The sequence below is a fragment of the Paenibacillus sp. LX16 genome, assembly GCF_036252815.1.
GTDB lineage: Bacteria > Bacillota > Bacilli > Paenibacillales > Paenibacillaceae > Paenibacillus > Paenibacillus polymyxa_B.
The window spans coordinates 2,866,155-2,882,645 of sequence record NZ_CP141152.1 but is presented as its reverse complement, the minus strand read 5'-3'; the positions used below and the strand labels follow the sequence as shown (position 1 = coordinate 2,882,645).

General features: G+C 41.3%; 18 protein-coding genes and 3 pseudogenes. 7 read left to right on the top strand and 14 right to left on the bottom strand.

What is annotated here, in order from left to right; genetic code table 11:
• Window positions 1-1,020 precede the first annotated feature (1,020 nt).
• Genes T3H97_RS12700 through T3H97_RS12690 form a run of 3 tightly spaced genes read right to left on the bottom strand, consistent with a single transcriptional unit; the run spans window position 1,021 to window position 1,690 of the window.
• Window positions 1,021-1,188: an NUDIX domain-containing protein gene (locus T3H97_RS12700; RefSeq protein ID WP_328802750.1), complete on the bottom strand. Its 168-nt coding sequence runs from the start codon at window positions 1,186-1,188 to the stop codon at window positions 1,021-1,023.
• Window positions 1,158-1,295 (bottom strand): hypothetical protein, encoded by a 138-nt coding sequence (locus T3H97_RS12695; RefSeq protein WP_328802749.1) that lies wholly within the window; start codon window positions 1,293-1,295, stop codon window positions 1,158-1,160. Before T3H97_RS12695 ends, T3H97_RS12700 begins: the two co-directional genes overlap by 31 nt.
• The gene (locus T3H97_RS12690; protein WP_328802748.1) at window positions 1,292-1,690 is read right to left on the bottom strand and encodes a winged helix-turn-helix transcriptional regulator; all 399 of its coding nucleotides are present in this window, start codon (window positions 1,688-1,690) and stop codon (window positions 1,292-1,294) included. Before T3H97_RS12690 ends, T3H97_RS12695 begins: the two co-directional genes overlap by 4 nt.
• A gap of 247 nt (window positions 1,691-1,937) precedes the next feature.
• On the opposite strand from T3H97_RS12690, the gene T3H97_RS12685 reads away from it, so the two are divergent.
• On the top strand, window positions 1,938-2,525 hold the full coding sequence (locus T3H97_RS12685) for an NAD(P)H oxidoreductase (RefSeq protein ID WP_328802747.1): 588 nt from the start codon (window positions 1,938-1,940) through the stop codon (window positions 2,523-2,525).
• 139 nt (window positions 2,526-2,664) lie between these two features.
• Here the strand turns inward: T3H97_RS12685 and T3H97_RS12680 are convergent, their stop codons facing one another.
• The 6 genes and pseudogenes from T3H97_RS12680 to T3H97_RS12655 form a co-directional block, all read right to left on the bottom strand.
• Window positions 2,665-3,072 carry a hypothetical protein gene (locus tag T3H97_RS12680; RefSeq protein WP_328802746.1) on the bottom strand — a complete coding sequence of 136 codons (408 nt, stop codon included), beginning with the start codon at window positions 3,070-3,072 and terminating at the stop codon, window positions 2,665-2,667.
• A 229-nt stretch (window positions 3,073-3,301) separates the two neighbouring features.
• A pseudogene (locus tag T3H97_RS12675) lies at window positions 3,302-3,451 on the bottom strand (tyrosine-type recombinase/integrase); the annotation flags it as partial.
• Between the two features lie 223 nt (window positions 3,452-3,674).
• Window positions 3,675-4,721: an alpha/beta hydrolase gene (locus T3H97_RS12670; RefSeq protein ID WP_328802745.1), complete on the bottom strand. Its 1,047-nt coding sequence runs from the start codon at window positions 4,719-4,721 to the stop codon at window positions 3,675-3,677.
• A gap of 370 nt (window positions 4,722-5,091) precedes the next feature.
• Window positions 5,092-5,266 (bottom strand): annotated as a pseudogene (locus tag T3H97_RS12665) (YdhR family protein); the annotation flags it as partial.
• 679 nt (window positions 5,267-5,945) lie between these two features.
• Entirely contained in the window at window positions 5,946-7,031 is a 1,086-nt protein-coding gene (locus T3H97_RS12660) for an L-dopachrome tautomerase-related protein (protein ID WP_328802744.1), read from the bottom strand.
• Between the two features lie 554 nt (window positions 7,032-7,585).
• Complete coding sequence (locus T3H97_RS12655) at window positions 7,586-7,867, bottom strand: hypothetical protein (protein WP_328802743.1); 282 nt, start codon at window positions 7,865-7,867, stop codon at window positions 7,586-7,588.
• 190 nt (window positions 7,868-8,057) lie between these two features.
• On the opposite strand from T3H97_RS12655, the gene T3H97_RS12650 reads away from it, so the two are divergent.
• Genes T3H97_RS12650 through T3H97_RS12630 form a run of 5 tightly spaced genes read left to right on the top strand, consistent with a single transcriptional unit; the run spans window position 8,058 to window position 10,372 of the window.
• Window positions 8,058-8,300 (top strand): spore gernimation protein GerQ, encoded by a 243-nt coding sequence (locus T3H97_RS12650; protein ID WP_274485628.1) that lies wholly within the window; start codon window positions 8,058-8,060, stop codon window positions 8,298-8,300.
• Between the two features lie 12 nt (window positions 8,301-8,312).
• A complete protein-coding gene (locus T3H97_RS12645; RefSeq protein WP_328802742.1) occupies window positions 8,313-8,699 on the top strand; it encodes a spore coat protein in 387 nt (128 codons plus the stop codon).
• Window positions 8,696-9,832, top strand: coding sequence for a zinc-dependent alcohol dehydrogenase (locus T3H97_RS12640; protein ID WP_044785935.1), 1,137 nt, complete (start codon window positions 8,696-8,698; stop codon window positions 9,830-9,832). Before T3H97_RS12645 ends, T3H97_RS12640 begins: the two co-directional genes overlap by 4 nt.
• A 31-nt stretch (window positions 9,833-9,863) precedes the next feature.
• Complete coding sequence (locus tag T3H97_RS12635; protein ID WP_328802741.1) at window positions 9,864-10,064, top strand: hypothetical protein; 201 nt, start codon at window positions 9,864-9,866, stop codon at window positions 10,062-10,064.
• An 11-nt stretch (window positions 10,065-10,075) separates the two neighbouring features.
• The gene (locus T3H97_RS12630; RefSeq protein ID WP_328802740.1) at window positions 10,076-10,372 is read left to right on the top strand and encodes a spore coat protein; all 297 of its coding nucleotides are present in this window, start codon (window positions 10,076-10,078) and stop codon (window positions 10,370-10,372) included.
• Window positions 10,373-10,793: 421 nt separating this feature from the next.
• Here the strand turns inward: T3H97_RS12630 and T3H97_RS12625 are convergent, their stop codons facing one another.
• The 5 genes and pseudogenes from T3H97_RS12625 to T3H97_RS12605 form a co-directional block, all read right to left on the bottom strand.
• The gene (locus T3H97_RS12625; protein WP_328802739.1) at window positions 10,794-11,186 is read right to left on the bottom strand and encodes a tautomerase family protein; all 393 of its coding nucleotides are present in this window, start codon (window positions 11,184-11,186) and stop codon (window positions 10,794-10,796) included.
• 35 nt (window positions 11,187-11,221) lie between these two features.
• Window positions 11,222-12,313 (bottom strand): NAD(P)H-dependent flavin oxidoreductase, encoded by a 1,092-nt coding sequence (locus T3H97_RS12620; RefSeq protein WP_328802738.1) that lies wholly within the window; start codon window positions 12,311-12,313, stop codon window positions 11,222-11,224.
• A gap of 161 nt (window positions 12,314-12,474) precedes the next feature.
• Window positions 12,475-13,262, bottom strand: a pseudogene (murI, locus tag T3H97_RS12615) (glutamate racemase).
• A 29-nt stretch (window positions 13,263-13,291) separates the two neighbouring features.
• Window positions 13,292-14,578: a YbfB/YjiJ family MFS transporter gene (locus T3H97_RS12610; RefSeq protein WP_328802737.1), complete on the bottom strand. Its 1,287-nt coding sequence runs from the start codon at window positions 14,576-14,578 to the stop codon at window positions 13,292-13,294.
• Between the two features lie 37 nt (window positions 14,579-14,615).
• On the bottom strand, window positions 14,616-15,476 hold the full coding sequence (locus T3H97_RS12605) for an alpha/beta fold hydrolase (protein ID WP_328802736.1): 861 nt from the start codon (window positions 15,474-15,476) through the stop codon (window positions 14,616-14,618).
• Between the two features lie 133 nt (window positions 15,477-15,609).
• Between T3H97_RS12605 and T3H97_RS12600 the strand changes: the two genes are divergently transcribed.
• The gene (locus tag T3H97_RS12600; protein WP_103048550.1) at window positions 15,610-16,485 is read left to right on the top strand and encodes a LysR family transcriptional regulator; all 876 of its coding nucleotides are present in this window, start codon (window positions 15,610-15,612) and stop codon (window positions 16,483-16,485) included.
• The last annotated feature ends 6 nt before the right edge of the window (window positions 16,486-16,491 follow it).

The following is a 16,491-nucleotide window of genomic DNA, read 5'->3' as shown; positions in this document are numbered from 1 at the left end:
GACACTATGTTCTTGTCCTTTCAGCAACCGGTACAAGTTTTTGTTGTCGACTCCGGACACTAACTTGTACCGATAAAACAAAAAAGCTGCTAAAATAGAGACTTTCGATGATTGGTTCGTCGGAAATGAGATAATATTCTTGTCAAAATCGGAAATGGGATAAAGTTCTTGTCATTTGGTTTTGACAAGAACTTTATCCCATAAAATAAAAAAGCCGCGATTTTCGCAGCAATTAATGAGATATTGTTTTTATCACCCGACATTAGCGTTGTCCAGTGTCAAGTTTACCCTTTTCTTATATAACTTTTGTTGGAACAAGCATAATAATATTTTTGAACTCCATATTACTGGATCATCAAAGGTATAAACTTGTTGTCACAACTTTCAAAATAAAATTATTATTACAAGTAGTATAAATTACTTTTGTTCTCGATTGTACATTGACACAAAGTTCCCTACTTTAGCAGTTTAATCGGAATTTTGAGTAACTTAGTTTTTTTCTTCAAGCGAATGAGGTGATTTTTTTATTATCAAACAAAGTAGGCAAATTTGTGTCACTTACTTGACGCGCTCTACTTTCGGTAATCGGTACAAGTTCGTGTCCTTGGCTCGGGACAACTTGTATCGATAAAATAAAAAGCCGCTAAAATAGCAACTTCAATGGTGCGAGTGTAAGGAATTGAACCTCTACGTCAAGTTGCCATATCCTTAGTCTAATGTCTGCTAATTCCGTTCAGTGAGTTTTATAAGTACTCTTGATGTCTCTTTTTTCTACGGGAAACTTGTTTTTCAGTAGAAAAAAGATTATGTAGTCCAATATTTTATGAATTATCCCTCCTATTTAACCTTCCTATCAATCCGCAGCCATTTCGACGGGGCCTTCTTGGCAAAATGCTTTTCAACAAAATCCAAAATGTCATCCGGGCAATGCCGCATTTTCTTTGGCTTCGTCAAACGTCATCCATTGGTACTCGGTATGTTCATGATTTAACCGGACAGGCTGGATTTCATCCATATATCCTACGAATACGAAAGTAATATAGACATACGCCTCCAATATTGTTCGAATTGATTGGCAGAGTACAAACGGACTTCCGTAATGCCTGTTTCCTCGTGGACTTCTCTTAGTGCAGCTTCCCACGCCTTCTCGCCTTTCTCTATCCTGCCACCAACATACGACCAGCCCACTTCAGCATCAGTACACGGTATTGATCAAGGCTCTTCTTCAACAGAACTACAGCGACTCCTTCAAAACGAATAGAGACTGCCTCTTTCACATGCTTTGCACCATTCACCTTCCCGCCCCCTTCTCTTCAGAATCGAAGTCCTCCAAAACCTTAAACTTATCCCCGTGCACCTTCTCCAGATGATCCTCTCCCCAATAACACAAATGGTCCAGAGCAGGCTTGAGTCCCCAACCGTAGTCCGTTAACTCATATTCCACTTTGGGAGGTACCTCCGAATACACCTTGCGCTGCACAATTTCGTCCTTTTCCAGACCTCTGAGCTGTGTTGTCAGCATCTTCTGCGTAATGTCCGGTATCAATCTTCGAAGCTCTGACGTGCGTTTCCGTCCGGTCATCAAGTGGTAAACAATTAAAGGCTTCCACTTTCCGCCCATCACTTCCAAGGCCGCTTCCACGCCTACTTTATATTTCTTTGGAGCGATCGTTTTTCCATGTTCCATCATTTTTGAACCCCTCCATAATCAGGCTGTATCCAAGGTGAAAACATAATCTTCTTGCTGCTCAATTTCCATTATTTAAGCCCATTTAAAGGCATCAATTTAGGTTGCTTTAATGTTCCTATGGTACTTCATTCTTCCTATAGAACCTCAAAGTGCGTACTTCCAGATGTCTTGATACCTGTTTATAATAGCATCAGTCATTGATTTATGGCTACAAAAACCGTTATCCAGAAAGGTAGTGAAAGATAAGATGAACGTACTCGTTGTAGTATCCCACCCGAGAAAAGATTCCCTGACCTTCCAGGTAGCTGATCGTTTTGTACAAGGTCTTGCCAAGGCAGGTCACAGTTATGAAATATTGGATTTGTATGGGATTGGGTTCGACCCGATTCTTCGTGAAATGGATGAACCGGACTTTACCCAAGAGAAACAGGTGTTCTCCTCTGAGATTGAAACGGAGATGGAGCGATTGAAGAAGCACGATGCTATAGCTTTTGTGTTTCCTCTCTGGTGGTGGCATATGCCAGCCATGTTGAAAGGGTATGTAGATCGTGTCATGAACAACGAGATTGCCTACGGCGCGAACAAACTTCCTCATCAGCAGATATTGTGGATCGCTCTTGCTGGTGTGACAGAAGAGCAGATGCATAAGCGCAACTATGGGCAATCGATCACCAATCTGCTCAATGTGGGTATTGCCGATTACTGCGGCGTGTCCCAATCACGGGTTGAGTTTTTATACGAAACGTTGGAAGCCAAGCCTGAGCATTACGAGGCCCTGCTGAACCAGGCGCATTACTTGGGAGTGAATTATGCCAACGATCCTTCGACGCTATAAAGGTATTATAGCGCTACATTGATATGACGCACCTGATATGGAATCTGAAGATCTGAATTGTGATTTTTCCTGCAATAAACAAGGCCCCGCTAATCTAAATTGGCGGGACCGCTTTACCTATTCCGTTTAGAATCCATAGCTAACCCAATAGCTGTTCCTTCAATTCAACACTCCTATTGCTCTCGGCCAGCTTTTCAAGCACTTCTCGAGCATCCCACTCATGAATTGTTTTCTCTCTAAGTTGATAATCTTTTATAAATTTTTCAAATACTTCGTAACTCAACTCAAAATCGCCAACTTTGAAATGTTCTTCAAAGTTCTTAGTGACTTTTTGAACATCGGGGTTACTTTGATCAGGATGCAATCGTATGTTAAATAACATACAAAGATTCGTGATAAAGTGTTGATCTTCGCGACTAAGTTCTTTTTCTGCACACCACTTATCATATGGTGACAATTCATCTTCTGCTAAACGCAACAATACAGATTTCCATTCAAGCAAAATATTTATACGTTTTTCAAGCTGGGTTATATTTGAGTTTTCCATGATGCACCTCTCGTTTTCGAATCATTAAAGTATTACTTTGCTACCATAATAAATCAACCACTCAACAACCATCCCTACTCCTTCTGCGATCCCTTTATTTTGAGTGACTTAGTTCTTTTTCTACAAGCGAATGAGGTGATTTTTTTATTAATCAAGCTAAGTAGGTAACTTTGTGTCATTCTCCCAGTCAGGTAGGCAACTTTGTGTCACTTACTTGACGCGCTCTACATTACTTATCCATATTATTGACTGCCTTCCTCATTTCCTCATCTGTTAAATGTGTATAGATCATGGTCGTTTGTATTGAGGAATGTCCTAATTGGTTCTTCAACCTAGGCACATCATTGTTCTCTAAGTGGTAACGCGTTGCAAATGAGTTTGTTTCCCGAAAATAAATAGCCAAACTCATTCGTTTTCTCCAATCGATTAGAGTTAATTTTTATGGTCGTCAAAGTTATACCAAAGTTTTCAATAAAAATTAAACAACCTAAGACCGTATGAATATCGGACTCAGGCTGTTTAATGTTGCTTAATTACTGTCTACTTGACAGGGGGAGTTCATAAAGAGCGCTCCCTTTTTTAACATGAATATTCAGAACAGCTCATTTATTAAGCAGTTTTTTTGTTACCCAAGTTATAGCTGCATTATTAACATCTTCACCCTGACCACCGTGGGGAGCTTTAGAGTTAGACATAAAAATATTTTCTACTCCAGTATGGTTAAGAGCATCTCTAAGTCTCCAACTTTGTTGAATAGATACTAAACTGTCACGTCCTCCATGTGCAATAAACATTGGTGGATCATCTGAAGATACATAATTTATAGGACTTGCCAATTCTGCCAACTTTACTTTTTCCCAATAAGGAGAATTGGTTTGTTTTTTATCCCGAATATCTCTCAGGACTGCCACACCTTGTCCTTCTTTATCAAATCCAAGAAGTTTGGCTTCAGCTGCTCGTGGAGAGTCATGTGTTTCGGCTGCCTCCTCAGGAGATTGCAGGGTTGGGTCCATCTCAGGTCCCATGGTAAACATATCTGTTGGACCGTAAAAATCAACTGCAGCCATTACTTTGCTTGAATACTCAAGATTGCCCCCAACATCACCTTCAAGCTCTTTTATATCACTGGTAACAGCGAGTTCGGTAGCCAGATGTCCACCTGCAGAATTTCCTGCAACTGCAATTTTTTCTGGATCAATACCGTATTCCTTGGCATGTGCACGCAGATATCTGATACTGCCCTTAACATCATACATTGGAGCCGGGAAAATAGCTTCGCCACTTAGCCGATAATCTATGGAAACGAAAGTGATTTTATCCTCTAATACTTTTTTAAAAACTTGGTATGCTGAATCTGTAGCCACTTGATCTGTGGCTCTACCTGTCATTTGTGCTGGTCGATTTGGTGGTGCGGCTGTTTCCTTTTTTGCATCTTTAGGAGCATCATCGCCCTGATAGTCCCCTATACTCCATCCTCCACCATGAACATACACCAAGACAGGAGTTGCTTCGGTTACACCTTCCGGCTTAAAGATGTTCATTTTTAACTCTCTTTTCTTCCCTTCGTCATTAGCTGCAGTTGCATACACCACATCTTTATAGGTAGGAGCCATACTGCTAACATCTGTAGGAGGACTTTCAGCTGCCACGAAGCTTTCCTTTTGAGTGACAAAAACCAATGCATCAGCATATGCATCCCGGTGGGTAAGCCCTCAGGCCTTACAGACAAGGTAAAAACATGCAATTTGTATCTTCTTCTCTCGTGTTTATTTTTCATGGGGGCGCTCATAATCTAATGCACCAAAATCCCCATTTTCAGAGCCGTAGGGGTTAGGAATGTGAGTTAAAAAGAAAAGAGACACCTCTAAGAGAGGCATCACTCGAATCAATTTTGTTCTTAAAGAACCGCTCGGAGTTTGTAGAAATATATTTTATCAGTTCTCAAAATACTTTATAGGTTACATTATGAGCTACCGAGCTTTGAGTAGTGGGCTAGCGTCAAAATTATAGTCGCACTCTTTCAAAAAAATAAATGCCCCCGGCTTCACCCTTCGCCTCATTTTCAGTCCAGACTTTCATTTTGAAGCCTTCTTCCTAATTAATAAATACCTGCAGCCAGTTCCTGAAAAGAGGAAGCCATTGTACTTCCGAACGGTCCTTCAAATTTGAAATCAACCTGAAGAATAATGCTCATTACGTTCACCTTCCTGGGTAAGATTAAATATAAAGTTCGTTAAAAATGCGTTTAACTTCATAAGTATCTTGCTGCAAATTTTCTGCTAGAAATATCTCTACATCCAAACGAAGACGTACAGCCAGGTACCTTTCGTAAAGCTGTTTATCCGATGTTTCTTTCATGGCTCTATTCAATTTCTCGATTTCTTTGTTTTCATTTTTATCGCCACCTTGGGTCTGATCTCACTGTTTATTACCCGATTTGGCGATTGGAGTGGTGATGTCCGTTTTTTAATTGCGTTCTATATAGTATGTTTTTTCGGAATTAGGATTACTTGTTGAACTGAACTGCCTGTTAGCTCTTAACAGAGTACCGATAGTCTACAATGTAGTGTAGTGTTTAAGATCAAAAAAAACAGCAGCTAGCATACCGATTAAAGCTATTTGATTTCCAATTTCTCAAAAAACGTAAACGTTCTAATTTAAGTATACATAAGTATATGTAGAGATTCCCCGGAATTGCTGAAATCAACAATACATGCCGCTACTAATTGTGTGGCAGCACGCATTGTTATAAAACTAAGTTCCAGTTAGTTGAACAGGCTGTCGAGCGGCAGCCTTCAAATTCTTAATAATCATAAAATCATGAAATGCATTTTCTATGCAAATAAAGTCTACTTTGTAAAGTGAAATATTTATTAAAAGGTAGGAGCCGGTAATTCATCAATTTTTATACGAATTAAACTGTAAGGTTTTTGTCGCAGGTCTTTTCCATAATGAAATCTTGCCTGCCGATGTAATTGGTTCACAATAACATATAAGTGTTGATCTGGACCAATAGAAAAAGTATCCGGCCATAAAATTCTCGGATCATGTGCGATGGTTTCCATTATTCCATTCGGAAATATCTTTCGAATACTATCGTTTTCATAGTCACCAGCGTAAACGTTTCCTTTTGCATCGGTTATCAATCCATCAGACGCACCTTTTTCTCCCCAATACTGCACATGATAATGTAAATTGAAATCCGGTATCGTTCTGTCTCTTAGGGCTTCTGTTGAGATCGAGTATAGATGACGACTGGTTAATGGACAAAAAAATATAATTTTTCCATCAGGGGAAATCGCTATACCATCAGAAGCCAATCGAAAGGGAGATGTCGAACCATCTGTGTTTCGATTCATCAAAATTTCACCTTCCACTTTCGGTAAAAAATACGGATCGGGTGAAGTTGAATTTGCTCCATTTAACCGTCTAAACGCATTTCCATTTTCTAAATTTACGACTATAATAGCGCCTGGACCTTTGGAAGAAGAATCCGTTATATATGCGTAACCTGATTTACCAACACGAAAATCAAATCGGACATCATTCAGATACGTTGTCGGCAAGATTGCATCTTCTGCAAACGTGTATACTTTTCTTATTGTATTTGTTTTTAAATCTACAGCGACTAATTTTGCTCCTCCTTTAATAGGCACAGAAAAATTTGGTGCAGCTGTATCCAGTACCCACAGGGTCCCCCTTCCATCAGCAATTACACTTTGGACACTGATGAAGGACATAGTGATATTCAAAGGATTTACCAAATTCGTTTCTAAATTAGGATAAGGCTGCAACTGACCCTCAACAATTTCCGCTACCGTAAATCTAACGTCATCTCCCCATTTCGGAAAGCAAATGAAGATACGCCCGGTTTCTGACACACTAACGCCTGTAGGCATGGCCCCATAAAATGAATAAACGAGTTCTAACTTACCGAAATATTCTTCCATAGGTAACATAGTTTTTTTGATATCCTCCCCACCATATTTGAACGGATATTACCTATAATATGTTTAAAACTTTTTCTAATGCCTGCCTCTTAATGATTCTTTTCTAACCGAAACATAGAAGCACGCTGGGTAGAGTAACCCTCTGCTGGTTGTTGCGCCGTCCTCAATTTTATGATGCCGACCAGTTTGTAGCTGGTTAGTCATCAACATCCGTGCAGGTAAGTGGCATCATGCGACACATTGGCGATGCGGATTTCACTTTGCTGTCTGCAATACTAATCTTTTGAATGAGTGTGCGGTGCTCAAATACGTAGATGAGCTAATTTTTGTCGATATAATTTCTAAAATGAAGATAGGCTGACTTCAGGAAGAGATCAAAGCCGGCATATTGTATAAATTGGGATTCACTGCTTAATAATAACGAATTTAATTAAGTTTTTTGAAAATGTCCAAGACATCTCAAAAAACAAAAGGCTTCGGCGCAACCCGAAGCCTTTTGACGGTGACTCTCCGTTGTCTTTGGCAAGTAGTTCGTCTGAAAGTCTAACTGAGCCAAGAGCATTTTATTGTTGGTCCGGCAGACGTAATGCGTTTGCTGAAGTTTGCGCTTGATCTAAAAATTCCTCTGCCTGAGTCAATTGCCGCCGGGCCGTCTCCAAGGCTTGTGAATTTGTTGCCGCGTTAGATTTACTTATCGAGTTCATCGCCTGATTTAAAGCCGTTTGCACCTCAGAAACCGCGTTAGAAGCATGTTGCTCCAGCGTATTGCCGCTCGAGTTAAGTGCACTTTCTGCCGGTTTTCTTGCATCTTCAGTGCCTAGATCAATTTTGTTTCCATTAGGCAAGGTGAGTCCTCCTCCCTTAAGCAAAGATCATTAATTTAAACAGTAATAAGTATGCGGTTGATATTTTGTTTGTATTCCTGCGACTAAATAGGAATATATGGATCACACAATTCCAGCAATCAATTTTAGTATAAGATGCGATGCGTTGGGAAATCTAACTTTGGTGAAAAAAGGAGGTGAGAATTTGTCAATGAATACTCCAGCGTTAGCGCCGCATGAATCGATGGAACTGCATGAAGCGTTAAATTTTAAAACGCTCTGCCTCGCTAAGTCAAAACTTATGCAAGGCTTGGTCTTTGACCAAGAGCTAAAAGCGTTAATGCAGAAAGACGTAATTCAATCCACACAACAGATGGCTGAACTGCAAGCAATCTATGCAAGAGCTCCTTTCCAAGCGCCTGTTCCGAATAGCCCGACACCTATAACACATTAAAGGGGAACGCAAATGAATACCGATTATTTAGACCCAATAAATTCATTAAATATGCCGGAAATGGCAGATATGACTTTTGCAATGGACTTCCTTCTTCGTGCCAAGGAGGGTGTGAGAAATTTGTCCATCGCCCTGACAGAAACCGCTTCTCCGGATGTTAGGGCGCTGCTGCGCAATCATCTTAAGCAGGGGATTGTAATGCACCAAGAAATCACAGATCTCATGATTCGCAAAAAATGGTTTCATCCCTATGAGCTTAACGAACAGTACCAACTCGACCAGCTTTCGGCGAAAAATACGGTGATGATCGGGCAGATGAATTTGTTCCCGGATGATACGTCGCGTAAAGGGATGTTTGATCGGACCCCAGATGAACATATTGGAGGACATAAAGCATGAAGGCGGTAACGTATCAAGGGATTAAAAATGTCGTGGTCAAAGAGGTGCCTGATCCGAAGATTAAGAAACCGGACGATATGATCGTAAAGATTACCAGTACCGCCATTTGCGGTTCTGACCTTCACCTTATTCACGGGATGATCCCTAACCTTCAAGAGAACTATGTCATCGGGCATGAACCGATGGGGATCGTAGAAGAAGTAGGCCCCGGTGTGACAAATGTAAAGAAAGGCGACCGAGTAATCATCCCGTTCAACATCGCATGTGGAGAATGCTTTTTTTGCAAAAATCAGCTGGAAAGCCAATGTGACAAGTCAAACGAACACGGGGATATGGGCGCATATTTTGGCTACTCCGGAACGACCGGCGGATACCCTGGCGGGCAAGCCGAGTATTTACGAGTTCCGTTTGCAAATTTTACCCACTTCAAGATTCCTGAAAACTGCGAACAACCGGATGAAAAGCTAAGCTTGATTGCCGATGCCATGACGACGGCATTTTGGAGCGTAGATAACGCCGGAGTAAAGAATGGAGATACGGTCATCGTGCTCGGCTGCGGTCCGGTCGGACTTCTGGCCCAGAAATTCTGCTGGCTGAAAGGAGCAAAGCGGGTCATAGCCGTCGACTATGTCGATTACCGCTTACAGCATGCGAAGCGAACGAACAATGTGGAAATCGTAAACTTCGAACAGGATAAGAATATCGGCAACACTCTCAAGGAAATGACCAAAGGCGGTGCCGATGTCGTGATTGATGCAGTAGGAATGGACGGCAAGATGAGCGACCTCGAATTTCTAGCCAGTGGTTTGAAGCTGCAAGGTGGCACCATGAGCGCATTTATCATTGCGTCTCAGGCTGTCCGCAAAGGCGGGACCATCCAAGTCACTGGGGTATACGGCGGACGTTATAACGGATTCCCACTCGGCGACATCATGCAGCGCAACGTGAACATTCGTTCCGGACAAGCTCCGGTCATTCACTACATGCCGTATATGTATGAGTTGGTTACTTCGGGCAAAGTGGACCCTGGGGACATTGTTACGCACGTCATTCCGCTCAGCGAGGCCAAGCGAGGCTATGAAGTGTTCGATACGAAAACGGACAATTGCATCAAAGTCGTCTTAAAGCCTTGAATATGGATAGATACATGGGAGGACAATCCGAATGAATTCCAATTACGCTTTGCATGAAATGCTGGAGGTTCATGAAATAGCTGCGTTCAAGACCGTTTGCAAGACCAAATCCAAAACTATGCAAGCTCTGGTAACCGACCCGGAGCTCATGCAAATTTTGCAGCAAGACGTGCAATTATCACAGCAGCAGCTTCAGGAGCTCGGTGGAGTGCTGTCTAAAATGACCCTATAGGAGATAAAAACATGAACACTATATTAGAACACATGACAGGGTTTCATACACTGACCGACGACGTGATCGCAATGGATTTTTTGATGAACGCCAAGAGCGGAGTCAAAAACTATGCCATGGCCGTGACCGAATGTACCACCCCCGAAATCAAGCAAATTTTGATGAAACAGCTCGACGAAGCCATAGACTCCCATGAAAAGATAACAATCTACATGATGCAGCGGGGCCTATACCATCCTTACCATATTGCAGAGCAAATTCAGCTCGATCTGAAAAACATTCAGACCGCTATGGACATTCCGTCCTGACACCGTATTTCATCCCGGCAAAACGCGCAAAACCACAATGGTTCAGGCGCGTTTTTGTTTGATTAGACTTCAGAGAACAAAATGTATGCATCCAGGACAAAGCAATATGATTTATCCTCAGGCAGGTACTTGAAGGTATAACTCCAATGCATTTTTCCGTTTCCAATAACTCTATGGACAGATGTCATTAAGCTATCCCTGTATCCCGTTTTTCTTGGATTCACCGAGTGAATCTCTTCCCCATCTGTAGTCTCGAAATGAAAACTCAACATCTTACTCCTTGCACCATTCAAGTTAGTCTTTTTAATGTAACCGTCATTCCGTGCGACGTTGTATAACTACCTGCCAGCCCCTCTATTTCGTTCTGCTTGTTTGCCTTTTTCATATATTACCGATTAAGATCGAAACGCCTAGCATTGAGTCAGCTTAACTTACCAGTCAAAAATTGTGCCTCCCCTAGTCCAAAGCTCCAATCATCATCATTATTTTCAACAATAGATACCATTAAATCGGTTGGTGCGATGCCGCATTCGGCTTCTAACCTTTCAGCCAGTAAGGAATAGAGCTTTTGTTTCTTCTCTTTTGGCCGGGCTTTGCTTATTATGGAGAGAATAACTAGACTATCGGTACGGTTAAATCCTAGCCCAGTATCCTCAATAATCATATGGTCCGCCGGGTGTTCGTGAACGATTTGGTAACGATCTCGCTCAGGAACGTCAAAAGCTTCCACAACAATTTGGTGGGCAACATCCAAAAGTTTTTTCAGGCTTGCTTTATCTCGTCCTTTAATAAGATCAAAACGAAGTAATGGCATTTTAACTTCCTCCCTTTAATAAAAATTATTTTCCCCTATTTATTATCAACCATTCTAATAAAAGAAAATTTTCGGACAAGAACACTGGCTTGATCAATGGTTTGTTTTACAATTGAAGCGGCAGGTTGGTCGCCTGCTAACCGAAGACCCTGGCCTGCCCAAAGTGACATGTACTCGGGGTTGTTCGCTTTTGCAGCCGCTTGACGAATGTCCTGGGTCATCGCGTTTTGAATCGGGTAAGCCGGGATTGTTCCTGGGTACTGATACATGTCAATCATAAATTTTGTTTGAATGCCTCTTGAAGCTCTTCCAGAGTATGCACGTGTAATTTCAGTGGAGTCCTCATTTGACGAGAGGATTTTCTGTTTGTACGTTTCATGGGCGCCGCTCTCGGGGCAGGCTAGAAACGCAGTGCCCATCTGTACTGCAGCGGCTCCTAATGTAAGGCTTGCTACAAGTCCCCGTCCATCCATGATTCCCCCTGCTGCGATGACCGGGATCGACACATGGTCAATGATCTGCGGAACAATAGCCATAGTGCCTATCAAAGCATGGGAAGGGTCTTTCATGAAGGTCCCCCTATGCCCGCCTGCTTCGCTCCCTTGGGCCACAATTGCATCAGCGCCAGCTGCTTCCAATTGCTTGGCTTCATCAACAGTTGTAGCAGTTCCAATGATGAATATTCCATGCTGTTTCATGGTTTGGATCACGTCTTGGGATGGTACGCCAAAAGTGAAACTAAATACGGGTACACACTCCTCCAACAGGACCTGTACCTGCTCCTCAAATGATTCTGAAAACTTCATAAGAGATGAATTTTGAGCAATTCCAAGTTGGATGCGGTATTTATTCAGATAATCTGTCATCCGGTAAATGGCTTCTTCCGACTCTTCTGATTGCTCAGGCACAAACAAGTTTACTCCAAAAGGCTGGTCCGTTCGTTGCTTGATCTTTTGGATCTCGCTACGGAGTTGCTCCGGTGTTAAGTATCCGCCCCCCAGGTTGCCTAGCCCACCGGCATTTGAAACAGCCGCTACTAATTCGGGCGTCGAAACGCCACCAGCCATCGGCGCTTGAAAAATCGGGTATCGAATTTTAAGAGTACGCGTCAAATCAGTCTCAAACACTTTTAAAAACCTCCTTCTATTGAAATTTAGACGAACTCGTACCTCCCAAAAAGGACAGACCCTAATCTCACGCCGAATATATTGGGAAGCCATACTGGTAGCATGACACCACGGTTTGCAGGATAAGCGCAATAATCAATGAAAATAAAATCTCAGACTTTTCAATTATATTCGTTAATAGCATACAATCTTTTGAACAGTTCATTAAACTCTTTTAATTTAGCCTTATCCTCGACTTTGACCCCTGAACAATAGAAAGAAATATTACCGTTGCCTTCATCTAAAGAATTCATTTCTTCCAGTACTTTTTTTAGATTTTTTGCAGTACCATTATTTCCATCAATTATATTAACATCCGATGAAAATAATTTTCTAAATATATCTTTATAGTAAGAAAAGTGAGTACATCCTAAAACAATAGTTTCATACTTACTTAAATCATATATAGATAATTGTTCTTTAAGATAAGGCAGCACTATTTGCTCGTTAAACTCAAAACTTTCTGCAAACTGAACTAATTTCGGAAGAGGTAATAAATCAACAACATGTTCGTTATCTAATTTAGTAATAAGATTTTGAAGTCTTTCTTCCCTTAGAGTCAAAGCAGTAGCCGTTACCAAAATTCGTTTATTTATATTTTTTTTGTCGTAACGGCAGGTTTTACGGCAGGCTCCATACCAAAAAATGGAATACTGGATTTTGCCCTTATTTCTTCGATTGCCGCGCTTGTGGCAGTATTACAAGCAATTACTATCGCTTTTACTTTTTGCTGGCTAATAAATTCTATAGCATTTAATACAAGCTTTTTAACGTCATCTTTCGTTTTGTGCCCATATGGAGCATTTAATGTATCTGCGTAATACAAATAGTCTTCATTAGGTAAAACTTTTAATGTATCATGCAGTACAGTAATGCCTCCAATACCAGAATCAAAAAAACCTATTTGCATTTTTCATTCCTCCCATTAAAGGAATCAATTCACCAATTCCATTTGTATCTGATTCCAATGCAAACTGCCCAGGATCTAACTAAGCTCTTGATCAGGATGAATACGAGCATGTTGCAAATTTCCTGTCGTTTTTTTTTACTTGAATTAACTGCACCGGATAGCAATATAATAGCAGCAGCAACAAGCACCAAAGCAGAAAGAAGTAATGATAGGTTGTAGCTATGCGCCACTTCCAATACAATTCCGGCTCCGATTGGACCGAGTATTTGACCTATACCATAAAATCCTGTCATCAAAGCAATTGCTCTATTACCACTGAATGGTCTAGACATACGTGCTGCGGCGAGAGCGAGCATGGAAATACCCATAAACGTGCCACCAAAAAGGACAGATCCTAACGTCACGCCGAATATATTGGGAAGCCATACAGGTAGTATGACCCCAGCAGCTTGCAGGATAAGCGCAATAATCAATGGTTTGATGTAACCGACTTTACTCGCCCACCAGGACCAGATCACTGTTGATGGTACCGCCGCTATCCCAACGATAATCCAGCTAAAGTCAGCAAAAATTGACATATGAGGCATTTGCTTAACCATCGCCACAAGAAACGTCGCGCTTACTATATAACCTAACCCCTCAAGTCCATAAGCAACAAGTAGCCAGCCGAAGATAGATGGATTTTCCGCTGATGAACTCAGGGATGCAGCATTTTGAGTTATAGGTTTTGGCTCTTTATCGTGGATAAATGACCAAACAGGTATGATGAGGATGATACTGATAATCAAAAGCCCGATCCAAGTTCCCCTCCAAGTGAAAAAGCTAAGAACAGGCGTAAGTAACCCAGCTAAAACAATGCCTATACCAACCCCGCCGTAAAATATACCTACCCATTTTTCACGTTTATCTGAAAACAGCACATCCAACACTAAACTTGATGATAGAACAAAAATAAGACCACTGCTAACTCCAGTCAGAAAGCGCAAAACCATCCACCATAAAAATGATGAAGTGATTCCCATAAGTCCTGTTAAAATAATGCAGAGTACCAATTGCATCCGGAGATGATAGGCTCTTCGGGACCCCCATGTTATGAAACCTGCACCAAATGCAGCGATAAGGTAACCCAAGTTATTACTCCCTGCCAAATATCCGGATTCCGTAGCGGATAGATGAGCTTGTGATTGCATCAATGGAAGTATAGAAGTATATGAAAAACGTCCGATCCCCATTGAAATGATGAGCATAACTAATCCACCGATCATGGTCTTTGTGGAATTAAACAATTTCGCATTTTTAGCTCCTGAATTCTCCATGAGACTGACTTGTCACCCTTCTAAATTCAAATTATCCCTATTCCACCCTTTTATTGTTTTTCAAAAAATCCAACATTTGCTTTCCGATTTCATATGCATGTGTTTCCAATGCAAAGTGCCCAGTATCTAATAAATGTATCTCGGCTTTAGGTAAATCCTTTTTAAAAGCTTCAGCACCAGCCGGAATAAATGAAACATCATTTTTACCCCACGTTGCTAATAAGGGCGGCTGATATTCACGGAGATACTGTTGAAACTCCGGATACATTTTCACATTATTTTGGTAATCAAAAATTAAATCCAATTGTTTCTCATCATTTCCCGGCCGGAACATATATGCAATATCAAGAGTATAACCATCTGGGGAAACTTGGCTTTCCTTTGTTCCATCAACATATTGGCCCTTGATTGTGTTAGGCGCAAATGCTGTCCTATAACTTTCCCTTTTTTCTTGTGTAGGATAACGCCAATAATCTTCTCGTGCCGCCCATTTTTCTCCTAGTCCTTCACGATAAATGTTGCCATTTTGGCTTATTATTGCTGTTACACGTTCTGGATGGTGCTTGGCAATACGAAAGCCAATAGGGGCTCCGTAGTCAAAGACATATAACGCATATTTAGCAAGCCCTAGTTTATCGATGAAAGTTTCAATAATTTCAGTAATATGGTCAAATGTATACTGGAAATCTTCTCTGTCAGGGGATGAGGAATTCCCAAACCCCGGATAATCAGGAGCAATTAAATAGTAGTCTTTTTCTAAAATAGGTATTAGCTCTCTAAACATATGACTTGCGGATGGAAAGCCATGAAGCAATAAAATGACTGGCTTGTTGGGATTACCAGCCTCACGATAAAATACGTTTAATCCTTCTATCTCTAATGAATGATAAGCCCTCATACTATAACCTCCTGTTTTCTTCATAAGACCTGCCGCTTACTAAATTAATTGTAACTCCTCACAAATATCGTGTAAAATGAATTTATACGATTTGTAATATCAAAATTATCAATAATTAAATGGAGGAATGACGGTGGACATCCGAGACTTGCAGATTTTTCTGGCGGTTGCGAACGAAGGAAGCATTACCAAAGCAGCCGAAAAAATGGAATATGTTCAGTCGAGTATAAGCATCCGTATCCAGCAGCTTGAAAAGAAACTGAAAACAGCGTTATTTCGTCGTGGGCGGCAAGGGGTTCGGCTCACAACATCCGGAGAGACACTCAAGTCCTATGCTGAGAAAATTGTCTTTCTTACTCAAGAGGCGGAACGAGTCGTGGCAGATAACTCAACCCCAAGAGGCCCGCTTCGGATCGGATCGCCTGAAACCACAGCTGCGATTCGGCTACCATCTATTCTCACCGATTACCATAAATCTTATCCAGAGGTGGATTTGGCATTAAAAACTGGAACTACGGAAGAACTTATCCATTTAGTGTTGAAATACGAGTTGGACGGAGCTTTCGTAGCTGCGCCAGTTGATCATGCTGAGCTCGATATTACTGAGGTAGGGGTTGAGGAACTTGCACTCATATCAGGAGAACAGTTTCCCTCAATCAGTCAACCCGAACAATTACGAAATCTGACTTTACTGGTTTTCCGTACTGGTTGTTCTTATCGTCAAAAACTCGAGAACTGGTTACATCTGAAAGGAATTATACCCGCAAAGATCATGGAATTCGGAACATTGGAGGGGATCCTCGGATGTATCCACGCCGGTCTTGGTGTCTCCCTTTTACCTCGCTCAGTAATTGAGAGAGCCATGGTTCAATATAACTTGCAATCTCAAGAAATCTCGGAAGAATTCTATAAAGTTCCGACTCTATTCATACGTCGTAAAGATACTTATGAAACTGCAGCTATATCCGAATTTATCCGGATTTCAAGACAGAGGTTTAATCTTACTTAACCTGCC

Excerpts from the sequence above, each read along its gene's own strand:
- T3H97_RS12635 (WP_328802741.1), top strand. The coding sequence starts at position 9,864 with ATGAATTCCAATTACGCTTTGCATGAAATGCTGGAGGTTCATGAAATA.
- T3H97_RS12690 (WP_328802748.1), bottom strand. The coding sequence starts at position 1,690 with ATGATGGAACATGGAAAAACGATCGCTCCAAAGAAATATAAAGTAGGC.
- T3H97_RS12610 (WP_328802737.1), bottom strand. The coding sequence starts at position 14,578 with ATGGAGAATTCAGGAGCTAAAAATGCGAAATTGTTTAATTCCACAAAG.
- T3H97_RS12640 (WP_044785935.1), top strand. The coding sequence starts at position 8,696 with ATGAAGGCGGTAACGTATCAAGGGATTAAAAATGTCGTGGTCAAAGAG.
- T3H97_RS12630 (WP_328802740.1), top strand. The coding sequence starts at position 10,076 with ATGAACACTATATTAGAACACATGACAGGGTTTCATACACTGACCGAC.
- T3H97_RS12625 (WP_328802739.1), bottom strand. The coding sequence starts at position 11,186 with ATGCCATTACTTCGTTTTGATCTTATTAAAGGACGAGATAAAGCAAGC.
- T3H97_RS12660 (WP_328802744.1), bottom strand. The coding sequence starts at position 7,031 with ATGTTACCTATGGAAGAATATTTCGGTAAGTTAGAACTCGTTTATTCA.
- T3H97_RS12650 (WP_274485628.1), top strand. The coding sequence starts at position 8,058 with ATGAATACTCCAGCGTTAGCGCCGCATGAATCGATGGAACTGCATGAA.
- T3H97_RS12685 (WP_328802747.1), top strand. The coding sequence starts at position 1,938 with ATGAACGTACTCGTTGTAGTATCCCACCCGAGAAAAGATTCCCTGACC.
- T3H97_RS12680 (WP_328802746.1), bottom strand. The coding sequence starts at position 3,072 with ATGGAAAACTCAAATATAACCCAGCTTGAAAAACGTATAAATATTTTG.
- T3H97_RS12605 (WP_328802736.1), bottom strand. The coding sequence starts at position 15,476 with ATGAGGGCTTATCATTCATTAGAGATAGAAGGATTAAACGTATTTTAT.
- T3H97_RS12645 (WP_328802742.1), top strand. The coding sequence starts at position 8,313 with ATGAATACCGATTATTTAGACCCAATAAATTCATTAAATATGCCGGAA.